Source organism: Streptomyces sp. CB01249 (genome assembly GCF_001905735.1).
GTDB lineage: Bacteria > Actinomycetota > Actinomycetes > Streptomycetales > Streptomycetaceae > Streptomyces.
Window position 1 is genome coordinate 310,625 of record NZ_LISW01000009.1, and the last position, 12,280, is coordinate 322,904.

Consider the following 12,280-nt stretch of genomic DNA (forward strand, 5'->3'; position numbering starts at 1 on the left):
GGCCGGTCAGGGCTGCGGGCGGCCGCGGCCGGTCCGTTGCCGGAGCGCCGCCACCTCGCGGTAGAGGTCGGCGGCCTCGCGGGCGCGGCCCAGCTGTTCCAGGCAGTGCGCCTCGTCGTCGCGGCCCGCGAGCGTGTCCGGGTGGGCGGGGCCCAGCAGCCGGGTCCGGGCATCGGCGACCTGCCGGTACACGGCGAGCGCGTCCGTCCAGCGCCCCAGCCAGCCGAGGGCGACGGCGACCTCGCGGCGGCTGACGAGGGTGTCGGGGTGATCGGGGCCCAGGACGTGTTCCCGGGCACCGCACACCGCCTGCGCCTCGGCCAGGGCCTCGTCCCAGCGGGCCAGCCGGCCGAGGTTGACGCCCAGTCCGTGGCGGGCGCGCAGGGTCTCCGGGTCGGTGGGGCCGTTGACCCGGGTGCGGTCGGCGACGAGCGCGCGGTACAGCTCCAGGGCGTCGGCGCTGCGGCCGAGGCGGCCCAGGCTGATGCCGACCTCGTAGCGGGTGGCGAGGGTGTCCGGGTGCTCGGAGCCGAGCAGCCGGGTCCGCGCCTCGGCGACCTGGCGGTACGTGTGCAGGGCTTCCGTCCAGCGGCCGAGGCGCCCCAGCGTGTAGCCGACCTCGTAGAGCGTGACCAGGGTGTCCGGGTGGTCGGCGCCCAGCACCCGGGCGCGGGCGGCGGCCACGTCGCGGGCCATGCGGTACGCCTCCTCCAGGCGCCCCAGTCTGCTGAGGCTGAAGGCCAGGTTGTGGCGGCAGCGCAGGGTGTCGGGGTGGTCGGGACCCATCGCGCGCTCCCGCGACGCGAGCACGGAGGTGTGCAGTTCGTGGGCCTCGGTGTGCCGTCCGAGGCGGCCGAGCGCGTACGCCATCTGCTGGCGGGCGGCGAGCGTTTCGCCGTGCTCGGGGCCGAGGGCGCGGGCGCGGTCCTCGGCGATGCGGCCGAACTCGCGCAGCGCGTTCTCCGCCCGCTCCTTGCGGGTGGGGCCGGGGCTCAGCACCTGGCGGTCGGCGCGGGGGCCGGGCGGGGCGGTCCCGGTGGTCCAGGCGAGGGTGAGGCCCGCCGCGTGGTCGGGGGGTGGCAGCGGGGTCACCGCGCCCGTCGCCTTGTGGCCGCCGGTCATCGTGTGCGCCCAGGCGGGCAGCGGCGCGGCGGGCGCGAGGGCCGGGCCGACGAGGGTGACGGGCGTGGTCGGCGCCTCGCCGGGCGGGCCGAGGAAGGGCTGCTCGCCGGTGCGGCCGACGGCGATGCGGCGGCGCAGGTCGTGGGCGTCGGCCGGGCGTTCCTCGGGGGTCTTGGCGAGCAGGTCGAGGACGACCCGGTCGAAGAACCCGGGGAGTTCGGCGCGGTGGGAGCGCAGGGGCTCGGGCGGGGTGTCGCGGTGGCCGACGAGGATGCCCCAGGAGTCCCCCAGGTCGAAGGGCGGGGCCCCGGTGGCGATTTCGTACAGCACGCAGCCCAGAGAGTAGAGGTCGCTGCGGTGGTCGACCTGTCCGCCGCTGATCTGCTCGGGCGACATGTAGTGCGGGGTGCCCATGGCGATGCCGACGCCGGTGAGCCGGGAGCTGACCGGGATGCCGTGGCCCGGCCGGGCGATCCCGAAGTCGCAGATCTTCACCGTGCCGTCGGACAGCCGCATGATGTTGGCGGGCTTGAGGTCGCGGTGGACGATGCCCTGCTGGTGGGTGTAGCCGAGGGCGTCCGCGACCTGTTCGGCGATGTCCACGATGTCGTCCACGGGCAGCGGGTGCTGCTCGTTGTCCTCCAGGAGCTGGCTGAGGTTGCGGCCGTCCAGCAGCTCCATCACGAGGTAGAGCACGCCCTCGTACTCGCCGAAGTCGTGGACGACGGTGACGCCCCGGTGCTGGAGGGCGGCGGCGACGCGGGCCTCGCGGCGGAAGCGTTCGCGGACGATGCGGGTGTAGTCCTCGTCGTGCTGGGCGCTCATCGGCTTGAGGCATTTGACGGCGACCTGGCGGCCCAGCGCTTCGTCGCGGGCGCGCCACACCTCGCCCATGCCGCCGCGACCGATCAGGTCGAGCAGCCGGTACCGGCTCTGGATCAGCCTGGTTTCCGCCATCCCTGTTGCCGCCCCCGTCGTTCAGCCCGCTGTCGCCGCACCCTCCCCGGTGCGTCCAGTATGGCTGCCTGCCTCTTCAGTGTGTACGGGGTGGGGCGGCTGCCGGGTCCGAGCCGCGCCATCGCGTTCATGATGTGACCGGGCGGAAGCCGCCAGCGCAGCCGTGCGGGAACGGCGCGGAGGAGCACCCCGGCGGCGCGCAGCCGCCGGTCGACGGCGGCGGGCGGCGGCGCCGTCCTCCCGTACAGCTCATGGGCGAACGGCGGCAGCGACTGGTACGCGAGGGTGGCGACGCGCCGCCACAGCAGGGCCCGTACGGGGACGAGGAGCGGGGGCACGGGCGGGCGGCGCAGGAAGCTGTCGACGTCCAGCGCCTCCGGGGTGCGGGCGAGCCGGGGCCGTACGCGGGCGAAGTAGTCGGCCATCTCGGCGGTCGTCGCGGGCACCTCCTCGGGGTCGAGGCCGACGAGCCGGGCGCCGTGCCGGTGTTCGGCGAGGTACTGGTCGGCCTGCCGGGCGGTGAGCGGGTAGCCGGAGCGGCGCAGGACCTGGAGGTAGGAGTCGGCTTCGGCGCAGTGCACCCAGAGCAGCAGCTCGGGTTCGTCCACGCCGTGGACGGTTCCGGTCGCCGGGTCGGTGACCTTCAGGCGGGCGTGGATCCTGCGGACCCGGGCGCCCGCCTTCTCGGCGGCCTCGGTGGTGCCGTAGGTGATGGTGCCGACGAAGCCCGCCGTGCGCATGAGCCGGCCCCAGGCGTCCTCGCGGAAGTCGGAGTTCTGCATCACGCCGCGCACGGCGAGGGGGTGGAGCGCCTGGAGGTAGAGGGCCCGCACTCCGGCGATCCACATCATCGGGTCGCCGTGCAGCTGCCAGGTGACCGATGCGGGTCCGAAGAGCCCGGGGTCGGCTTCCGTCATGTGCGTGTCCCTCCCGCTCGGGGCGTTCCGGCCGGTGCGGACGTCAGCGGGCGCCGGGCGCGGCGGCGACGCGTTCCAGCACGGTATCGAGGTCGGCGCGGGACCACCAGGAGCCCTCCCGCAGCACCCCGGCGATCCGGCGCAGCGCGGTGTGGTCCGTCAGCGGGTCCTCGTCGAGGAGCACCAGGTCGGCGGGCATGCCGGGGGCGATGCGGCCGGACGCCTCCGGCTCGCCGAGGAATCGGGCGGGCTCGGTCGTGGTCATGCGCAGGATGGTGAGCGGGGCGAGACCGGCCTCGGCGAGCAGGTCGAACTCGTCGTGCAGCGAGAAGCCCGGGATGATGTGGGCCGCTCCGCAGGCGTCGGTGCCCGCGATCATCGGGACCCCGGCGTCGGCGAAGGTCCTGGTCAGCCGGAGCTGGGCGGCCCAGTGGTGGCGCAGGGCGTCGCGGGTGACGCCGGGGAGCCGGGCGAACTTCCGTACCGACTTGTCCCAGGCCCGCAGCTCCCCGGGCGCCATGTAGCGGCGCCTCGGGTCCCCGGTGTGCTCGGGGGCGTCGCCGAACTGCTGGGTGTGGACCCGGATCAGGGTGGGGCACTGCCAGGTGGTGTGCGCGGCGAAGAGGGCGGCCAGCTCCTCGGCCTTCTCCTGGTCGTACGAGCCGTCGGCGAGCTCGTAGGCGTGGGCCTCGTGCGCCGAGGTGTGGGTGGCCGGGTTCACGACCATGCCCTTGATCAGCTTCGTCACCAGCCGCTCGGCACCGGGAAACCGGAGCTTGGGGAGCGGCGGGAGCTTGCGGGTGGCGTTGCGGGCGCGTACTTCGGCCTCGCGGGAGGAGGCGGCGGCGAACACGGTGACGCCGGGGCCCAGGTGCTCGATCGACCACACCCCGCCGCGTGCCGCCTCGCGCGGGTCGAGGTCGGCCGGGAGGTGGCCGCCCAGCCGGATGCCGAGCCGGTTCGCCTCGCCGAGTGCGGCGAGGAAGGTCGCGCGGGTCGTCATGCCCGCCTTGACGAAGTTGGCGCCGTCCCGGTGCTGTTCCCGCACGGCCCGCACCGCGTCGTCGGCGGTGCTCGCGTTGAACGGGGTGAGGAGGTCGCCGGCGGTCGCCTTCAGGTCCGGGGCGCCGGTGGGCCTGGGCAGGGTGCCCTCGCGCCGGGACTTCAGGAGCGCCCGGCTGCCCGACATCTGGCGGAAGCCGGCGATGCCGTTGGCGAGCAGGAGGGCGTAGGTGCCGTCGACGTCCTCGGGGGTGTTCAGGGCGTGCAGGTGCATGTCCATGTACGCCGGGACGGCGAACCGGCCCCGCCCGTCCACCTCGTGGCGTCCGTCGGCCGGGGTGCCGGTGGCTGTGACGGCGGTGATCCGGCCGTTCTCGGTGAGGACGTCCTGGCCGGGGGTGGCCGTCCCGTCCAGCGGGTCCACCACGGTGACGTCCCTGACCACTACCCGGCCGGTGACCGGTGAGGGGTCCACGTACCTGCTCATGTCTCTCCTGGCTGTCGTCGTCGTGGGGCCGGTCGTCACACCGCGAACAGGCGCTGTGCGTTACGGGTGGTGAGGTCGCGCCAGGTGTCGGTGGCGGAGGGCGGGGCCGCCGCGTCGACGGAGGCGATCTGGGCGCGGGCCGCCTCGGCGGGGGTCCAGCAGTAGTCGCTGCCGTAGAGCAGGCGCTCGGTGGAGAACGCGGCGTCGAGGGCCGGGATCTGGCGGGGGAACGGCGTCCCGGCCATGTCGTACCAGAGGCGGCCGAGCTGTTCCACGGCGCCGGGCCCGTCCCCGCCGCCCGTGAGCGTACGGAACAGGTCGATGCGGTCCGCGAGCAGCGGCAGCGCTCCCCCGCCGTGGGTCAGCACCCAGCGGATCCGGGGGTGGCGGGTGAACACGCCGCGCAGCAGCAGGTCGCTCGCGGCGCGGGCGGTGTCGAAGAGGAATTCCAGCATCGGGCGCGGGCGTCCGAGCGCGGTCTCGTCCGCGTGCGGCGGCGAGGTGGGGTGGACGAAGACGAGGGCGCCGCGCGAGTCGAGCGCCTCCCACAGCGGTTCGAGTCGGGGATCGCCCGGGTAGAGGCCGTGGTGGTTGGTCTCCACGGCGATCCCGTCGGCGCCGAGCACGTCGAGCGCGTACGCGGCCTCGGTGAGCGCGCCCTCCACGTCGGGCAGCGGCAGGGAGGCGAACTGGCCGAAGCGGTGCGGGTGTCCGGCGCGGACGCGGGCGCCGTATTCGTTGACCTGCCGGGCCAGGGCGCGGGCCGCGCGGTCGTCCCCGAAGTGCACGCCGGGCGAGGAGACGGAGAGGTAGGACTTGGCGATTCCCGCGTCGTCCATCAGGTCGAGGTGCCGCTCGACGCTCCACGAGGGCCAGCCGGGCATGCCGTCGGGGTGTTCGATCCCGGCGGACCGGGCGGCGTCGGCGTAGGCGTCGGTGACGAAGTGGGCGTGGACGTCGATGAGTCCGGTCCGGGTCATGGGTGCTCCTTGCGGTGGGGCCGGCGGTTCAGCCGGCGAGCCACTTCAGCGTGTCGTCGTAGAAGGCGGCGGTCTGCTCCGGGCGGTCGTCGCCCAGCAGTTCGCCGGAGACGGGGTAGCCGCGCCGGTCGAGGTGCCAGGCGAGGATCGCGTAGGGCGCCCGGAACGGCGCGAGGTCCCGCGCGGTGAGGGGCACGGGGGTGCCGGGCAGTACGGGCGCGATGGTGTCCCGTTCGTAGACGCAGTCCAGCCGGGCGATGGCCCACCGGCCCGCGCGCCGCTCCAGCCGGTGCACGATCCGGGTGTACGAGACGAGGTCCACGGCCACCCCGTCCAGCTCGGTGCGCACCTCGATGGCGGCGGGCAGTTCCGCGAACGCCCGGTCCGCCGCGATCCGCACGACGGGCGGCGAGAGACGGTGCACACTGGCGTCGCCGCGCCCGGCCATGCGCGCGGAGGCGTCCACGAATCCGGGGCCGGAGCCCCGGTACCAGCTGAGGTTCACCGCGGAGTCGGGCCAGTAGCACTCGCGCATCCGGTCCCACCAGCCCCGGTCCCGCGCCTGGCGCTCGCGCAGGACGGTTTGCGTGACGCTTTCGGTGTCCGTCATGGGTTCTCCCGTGGGCGCGTCGTCGGCGGCGGTCAGCGGTCCCACCAGCCGAAGGAGTGGGTGGGTGCGTGGACCGCGTGCGCGCGGTCGAGGCGGACCAGCCGGCCCCGGTGGAAGAGGAGCGGGCGGCGCGGTCCGTCGGCGGCGGCCAGGTCCAGGACGCGGCCGATCACCATCACATGGTCACCCGCCGGAACGCTTCCTTCCACAGCGCAGGTGAGCCAGGCCGCCGCACCGCCGAGCCGGGGCGGCCCGTCCGGCGGGTACGCCCAGTCGCCGGTGGCGAAGCGGTCCGGGGTCCGGCGCGCGAAGGCCGCGCACACCTCCTGCTGGTCCTCGGCCAGGACGTTGACGCCGAACCGCCCGGCGCCCGCGATGGCCTCCGCGCTGGCCGAGGCAGTGCCCGCCCAGAACGCGACCAGGGGCGGTTCCAGGGACACGGAGGTGAAGCTGCCGACGGTGACGCCGACCGGGCCGGCGTCCGTCGTGGCGGTCACCACGCAGACCGAGGTCGGCACATGGCCCAGGACGTGGCGGAAGGCCGAGGCGGCGGGGGCGGTGAGGGGCGGGGGCGTCCCGGTCGGGGCGGACATGGGCACAGCGGCCTCCTGCGGTGGGTGGGGTCCGGGCTCTGGTTCCAGTGATTCCACGGGCCGCCGCCCGCCGCACTGGGCCGGGAGGCCAAGCCGGGCGGGCCCGTCCTGGCGGCGGGCCCAAAGGACCGCCGGACTGGTCCGGCAGCGCAGGGGACGAACCGGGATCTGTGCTCCGGGACCGGGGACAGCCGGGCGGACGAGGCGTGCAATCCCCCCAGCGGACCCCGTCGCGGCAGTCGCCCGGGGCCGCCGTCTGAGCCGTACGACGCCCGGAGGACACCATGACCACGACCGCACCGACCTCGCGGACCGCGCTGAAGGCGAACGCGACGGAGCTGCTTCCGCTGCTGAGGGAGAACGCCGCCCGGACGGAGGCCGACCGCCGGGTCGCCGAGGAGAACATCGAGGCACTGACGGACGCGGGGCTGTTCCGGCTCACGGTGCCGCGCCGCTTCGGCGGCCACGAGGCGGACTTCCGGACCTTCCTGGACGTGACGTCGGAGCTGGCGCGCGGCTGCGGCTCGACGGCCTGGGTGGCGACCCTGGTCAACGTCTGCAACTGGATGGTCGGCCTGTATCCCGAGCGCGTCCAGCAGGAGGTGTTCGGCGAGAACCCCGACGCCCGGGTCTGCGGTGTCCTCGCGCCCAGCGCGACCTGCCGGGCGGTCGACGGCGGCCTGGTCGTGAGCGGCCGGTGGGGCTTCGCGTCCGGCAGCCTGCACGCGCAGTGGGCCTCGCTCGGCATCCCCGTCGTGGACGCCTCCGGACAGCAGACGGACCAGGGCGCCGCCCTGATCCCGATGGACGAGCTGACGGTCGAGGACACCTGGTACGTCGCCGGGATGCGCGGCACGGGCAGCAACACCCTGGTCGCCGACGAGGTCTTCGTACCGGAGCGCCGCATCCTGTCGGTGACGCGGGGCGTGCGGGGGGCGTACCCGACGGAGCACACGGAGGAGGCGCTGTACCGCTCGGCGTTGGTGCCGGTGCTCGCGCTGGTCCTGGCGGGCCCGCAGGTGGGGCTCGCCCAGGCCGGGATGGACGTGGTCCGGGCGTCCCTGGCGAAGGGCAAGGGCATCTCGTACACGTTCTACGAGCGCGCCAGTGAGGCCCCGTCCACGCAGATCCAGCTGGCCGAGGCCGCGCAGCTGATCGACACCGCCCGGCTGCACCTGATGCGGGCGGCCGAGGACATCGACTCCTGGGCGGCGCGCGGGGAGTACATGCCGTTCGAGACGCGGGCCCGGGTCCGGATGGACACCGGCTACGTGGCCCGGCGCTCCCGCGAGGCGCTGGATCTGCTGCTGAGCATCCAGGGCGCCGGCAGCTTCGCCGAGGCGAGCCCGCTCCAGCGGATCTGGCGGGACCAGGAGACCGGCAGCCGGCACGCAGTGATCAACCCGGCGATCGGCAGTGAGCTGTATGGGCGGGCACTGCTGGGGATCGAGGAGCAGGTCACCCCGCTGATCTGAGCGGCCGGGTCAGGCGTCGTGGGCTGCGTTCTCGGGCCGGAGCACGGCCGGGCCCAGCACCCTGGCCGCTTCGAGGGCCGCCATCACCTCGGGCAGCCGGGCCGTCAGGTCGTGTCCCAGGAGTTCCTGGGCGCGCTTGACGCGGTACGTGACGGTGTTGCGCGCCACGTGGAGCTGGGCCGCGGCCGCCATCAGGCTGCGTTCGTTGCGCAGGTAGAGCCGCAGGGTGCGGCGCAGCTGCTCGGCGTGCGGGCTGTCCGCCGCCAGGGCCCCCAGTTCGTCGCCGGTGAAGCGGCGCAGGGCGGGGAGGTCGGCGGAGAGCAGGGCCGGGAGCTCGACGTCCGGGTAGTCCACGACCGGCCCGGTGCCGCCCGGGTTGAGCCGCATGACGCGGGCGGCGTGCTGGGCGTCCTGGTGCGACTGGCGGAAGCCGGTGAGCCCGTGGCGTACGGAGCCGAAGGCGAACCCGAAGCCCTCGGGATACGTGGCGCCCGGCGGCATCTCGGCGGGGTGCGGGGCCTGCGGGTCGCCCCAGGCCCACAGCGTGGTCCGGCCGGTCGGCAGGATCAGGGCCGAGGAGCAGCCGCGCAGGTGGAGCAGGTCGGCCGCGGCGCGCTGGAGGTCCCCGGCGGCACCGGCGGCCGGGCTCTCGCACCAGGCGACGAGCGCCAGATGGCGGCCCTCGAGGCGGTAGGCCAGGAGTTCTCGCGCCGTGTCCTCGCGTACGGGCTGCCCGTCGAGGATCGCGCGCACGGTCTCCTCGCGCGCCGCCGCACCGCTGGCGAGCCAGCGGTCGTGCTCGGTCAGGTATTCGGTGGTCATCCGGGAGGAGAACTCGTCCATGAAGCCGAAGAGCAGTTCGGAGATGCGCAGGAACTCCTCCGCGCAGTCCTCGGGCGCCGCGCGTTCCCGGCAGGCGGCCATCAGCTCCCGGGCCAGTGCGGCGTGTGCGACGCGGATGCCGCGCAGCACCTTGTCGAGCCCGACCCGGCGCCGGGCGAACTCGCGGTCCCCCAGGAGGGATTCCTCGGGGACGGTCCGGTCGGCCGCCGGGTCGGCCAGCAGGAGCAGCGCGCGCAGGACGGCCGCTTCGGTGCCCATCCGGAGGGTTTCGAAGGGGGCGGGGCCGCCGCCCAGTTCGGGCACCTCGCGGATGATGACGCGGGCCAGTCCGGTGCCGACGAGCACGGCCCAGGCCACGGGCCCCTGGCCGAGGCGGCCGGTCGCCTCGGCCAGGGTGGGCTCCGAGCCGGCGGGCGTGCCCGGCGCGTCCGCCGGGGCGGGGGCGAGCCGGTGGACCCAGCCGGAGGGGGCGGGGTCGTGGTGAGCCGTCATGACGTCGTCCTTGCCGTCGTGAGAGCAGCGGGCGCTGCGTTGCCGTGCCGGTCGCCGGGCCGCTGCCTCGCAGGCTGCCACCGGACAGCGGCTCCCGCATCCGGGCCCGGCGGACTAGGCGACCGCCGCCGGGTCGTCCGCGATCACGGTGCGCAGGGCCTGCGAGGTGCGGTCGATGTGCCGGGCGAGGAGGGCGGTCGCGGTGTCGGCGTCCCGGGCGAGGACGGCGTCCACGATCGCCTGGTGTTCGCCGGCGACATCGCGCTCGGTGTCGTGGCCCACGGGCAGCGACCAGCGCCGGTAGAGCGTCGCGGCGTCCCGCAGGCCGAGCGCGGCGGTCAGCAGCCTGGCGTTGCCGCACCCCTCCAGCAGGGTCTGGTGGAAGCGCTCGTGGACGGCGAACCACTCGGGGTTGGGCGTGCCGTCGCTCCGCATGCCCTCGGTGCCGGCCAGATGGTGGTGGGCGGCGACGACGGCCGCCTCCCATGTGATGCCCCCACGTTCCATGGACCGGCGCAGGACCAGGGTCTCCAGCTCGATCCGGGCCTCGGTCAGCTCGTTGAGGTCCGCGAGCGAGACGGTGACCACGCTGAAGCCCTGCTGCGGCGCGGCATGGACGAGGCCCTGCCCGGAGAGGCGGGTGAGCGCTTCGCGGACGACCGACTGGCTGACCGAGAAACGCCGGGCCAGCTCGACCAGGCGCAGTCGCTGCCCGGGCTCGAAGACCCCCTGAAAGATGTCCTCGCGGATCTGCGCGTAGACGACGCCGCCTCGTGTTGCCTTCTCACCAGCCATGACCACACACCGTAGCAGTCGAACGACAGTCATAGAAAATATCGTTAATCTCTTGCTTCATCGAGATTACAGGGCAAGACTGCGCAGCAGACACCCCCGCACGGCATGGAGGACCTCATGCGCCTGGCGCACATCGACGGACGGCTGGCCATCAAGGGCCCGCAGGGCTTTCTCGACGCGGCGGAGGCGAGCGGGGGACGCTTCGGACCCGATCCGCAGGACGTGTTCACCGACTGGGAGGCGTTCTCCACCTGGTGCGGCGAGTATCTGGCCTCGCCCGCCGCGGCCGGGGCGCCCGTGGTGGGCGCGGGCGAAGGCGCGGTGTGGGGCCCGCCGGTCCCCCGGCCCGCCCAGATCTTCGCGGTCGGCCTCAACTACCTCGACCACATCGCGGAGTCGAAGCTCGACGTCCCGGCCGAGCCTGCCGTCTTCACCAAGTTCCGGACCTCGCTGACCGGCCCCGAGTCGCCCGTCACCCTGCCTGACGGGCTGGTCGACTGGGAGACCGAGCTCGTCGCCGTCATCGGCCGCCACTGCCACCACGCGACGCGCGAGACCGCCTGGTCGTACGTGGCGGGGCTGACGGTGGGCCAGGACCTGTCCGAGCGCCGGCTCCAGCTGACCGGCCCGGCGCCGCAGTTCTCGCTCGGCAAGTCCTACCCGGGCTTCGCGCCGACCGGCCCGGAGCTGGTCAGCACCGACGAGTTCGCGAACCCGGACGACCTGGAGCTGGGCTGCCGGCTCGACGGGGGTGAGGTCCTTCAGAAGAGCCGCACCTCGGAGATGGTCTTCGACGTCCCGGAGCTCATCGTCCGGCTGTCGGCCGTCTGCCCCCTGCTCCCGGGCGACCTGGTCTTCACCGGCACCCCGGCCGGGGTCGGCGGCGCCCGCACCCCGCAGAAGTTCCTCGCCCCCGGAGACGTACTCGTCACCTGGATCGAAGGCATCGGAACGCTGCGCAACCCGATGCTCGCCCCCTGACCGTCCCGGCCCCCGGGTCTCCCCCGGTCCAGCCCCGCCGACCCCGAAAGAGAGCCGTTCCATGTCACTGCACCGACTGACCCGGATCGTCATGGGCGTGCCGAACGTCGAACAGACGGCCGCCTACTACGCCGACTTCGGCCTCACCCCCGTGGGCGGCGCCCCCGGCCGGGCCGACGAGCCGCAGTCCTCGTACACCCTGTCCACGGTCGACGGCAGCGAGCAGTTGCGCGTCGTGCACGCGCCCCGCCGCCGCCTGGTCGAACTCGGCGTCGGGGCCGAGGACCCGGACGACCTGGACCGGGTGGCCGCTTCGCTGGCCCGGCTCGGCGTGCCCGTCCACCGCGCGGAGCAGTCGGTGACGGCGGTCGACCCGGGCACCGAGGTCCTGGTCCGCGTCGAGATCGCCCCGCGCCTGCGGCAGACCCCCGTCGAGGCGCCGCTCCACAACGCGCCGGGTGCGGACGTCCGTCTCGGGCACCGCGCCCCCGGCATCCTGCGCGAGGAGCCGGTGCGGCCGCGCAAGCTGGGGCACGTGGTCCTCGGCTCGACGGACCAGGAGACCTCCCAGCGCTTCTTCCGGGAGGGCATCGGCTTCAAGGTCAGCGACACGGTCAAGGGCCTGGCCGCGTTCATGCGCTGCTCCAGCGACCACCACAACGTCCTGGTGCAGCAGGCCCCCGTCGCCTTCCTGCACCACACCTCGTGGCAGGTGGACGACGTGGACGAGATCGGCCGGGGCGCCACCGCGATGCTGGAGGCGGACCCGGACCGGCACACCTGGGGGCTCGGCCGCCACTACATCGGCTCGAACTTCTTCTGGTACCTCAAGGACCCGGCCGGCACCTTCTCCGAGTACTACTCCGACCTCGACTGCATCGTGGACGACGCGCTGTGGAAGCCCGGCGTCTTCGAGGGCATGAAGTCGCTGTACGCGTGGGGCCCGCCCCCTCCCCCGTCGTTCCTCGCCCCGGAGGACCTGGCGGCCCTGATGACCGGCGCCCACGCGCCGACCCGGTGAGGACG

General features: G+C 74.3%; 11 protein-coding genes. 3 read left to right on the plus strand and 8 right to left on the minus strand.

Annotated elements, in window-relative coordinates; genetic code table 11:
• Positions 1-6: 6 nt before the first annotated feature.
• From AMK18_RS31530 to AMK18_RS31555, 6 genes are read right to left on the minus strand one after another with little or no spacing between them, the layout of a single operon-like run.
• Positions 7-2,079, minus strand: coding sequence for a serine/threonine-protein kinase (locus AMK18_RS31530; protein ID WP_073865486.1), 2,073 nt, complete (start codon positions 2,077-2,079; stop codon positions 7-9).
• Positions 2,061-2,996, minus strand: coding sequence for an oxygenase MpaB family protein (locus tag AMK18_RS31535; RefSeq protein WP_073865487.1), 936 nt, complete (start codon positions 2,994-2,996; stop codon positions 2,061-2,063). Before AMK18_RS31535 ends, AMK18_RS31530 begins: the two co-directional genes overlap by 19 nt.
• 43 nt (positions 2,997-3,039) lie before the next feature.
• Positions 3,040-4,485 carry an amidohydrolase family protein gene (locus AMK18_RS31540; RefSeq protein WP_073865488.1) on the minus strand — a complete coding sequence of 482 codons (1,446 nt, stop codon included), beginning with the start codon at positions 4,483-4,485 and terminating at the stop codon, positions 3,040-3,042.
• 35 nt (positions 4,486-4,520) lie between these two features.
• Entirely contained in the window at positions 4,521-5,465 is a 945-nt protein-coding gene (locus AMK18_RS31545; RefSeq protein ID WP_073865489.1) for an amidohydrolase family protein, read from the minus strand.
• A 28-nt stretch (positions 5,466-5,493) separates the two neighbouring features.
• The gene (locus AMK18_RS31550; RefSeq protein WP_073865631.1) at positions 5,494-6,075 is read right to left on the minus strand and encodes a nuclear transport factor 2 family protein; all 582 of its coding nucleotides are present in this window, start codon (positions 6,073-6,075) and stop codon (positions 5,494-5,496) included.
• Between the two features lie 32 nt (positions 6,076-6,107).
• On the minus strand, positions 6,108-6,668 hold the full coding sequence (locus AMK18_RS31555) for a flavin reductase family protein (RefSeq protein WP_073865490.1): 561 nt from the start codon (positions 6,666-6,668) through the stop codon (positions 6,108-6,110).
• 284 nt (positions 6,669-6,952) lie between these two features.
• Here AMK18_RS31555 and AMK18_RS31560 point away from each other — a divergent pair, with 284 nt between their 5' ends.
• Positions 6,953-8,143 carry an acyl-CoA dehydrogenase family protein gene (locus AMK18_RS31560; protein WP_073865491.1) on the plus strand — a complete coding sequence of 397 codons (1,191 nt, stop codon included), beginning with the start codon at positions 6,953-6,955 and terminating at the stop codon, positions 8,141-8,143.
• A 9-nt stretch (positions 8,144-8,152) separates the two neighbouring features.
• Here AMK18_RS31560 and AMK18_RS31565 read toward each other — a convergent pair whose 3' ends face one another.
• Both AMK18_RS31565 and AMK18_RS31570 read right to left on the minus strand, forming a co-directional pair.
• Complete coding sequence (locus AMK18_RS31565) at positions 8,153-9,478, minus strand: PucR family transcriptional regulator (protein WP_073865492.1); 1,326 nt, start codon at positions 9,476-9,478, stop codon at positions 8,153-8,155.
• Positions 9,479-9,592: 114 nt separating this feature from the next.
• On the minus strand, positions 9,593-10,273 hold the full coding sequence (locus AMK18_RS31570) for a GntR family transcriptional regulator (protein ID WP_073865493.1): 681 nt from the start codon (positions 10,271-10,273) through the stop codon (positions 9,593-9,595).
• Positions 10,274-10,390: 117 nt separating this feature from the next.
• Between AMK18_RS31570 and AMK18_RS31575 the strand changes: the two genes are divergently transcribed.
• Both AMK18_RS31575 and AMK18_RS31580 read left to right on the plus strand, forming a co-directional pair.
• Complete coding sequence (locus tag AMK18_RS31575; protein ID WP_073865494.1) at positions 10,391-11,254, plus strand: fumarylacetoacetate hydrolase family protein; 864 nt, start codon at positions 10,391-10,393, stop codon at positions 11,252-11,254.
• Between the two features lie 61 nt (positions 11,255-11,315).
• Entirely contained in the window at positions 11,316-12,275 is a 960-nt protein-coding gene (locus AMK18_RS31580; RefSeq protein WP_073865495.1) for a VOC family protein, read from the plus strand.
• Positions 12,276-12,280 lie beyond the last annotated feature (5 nt).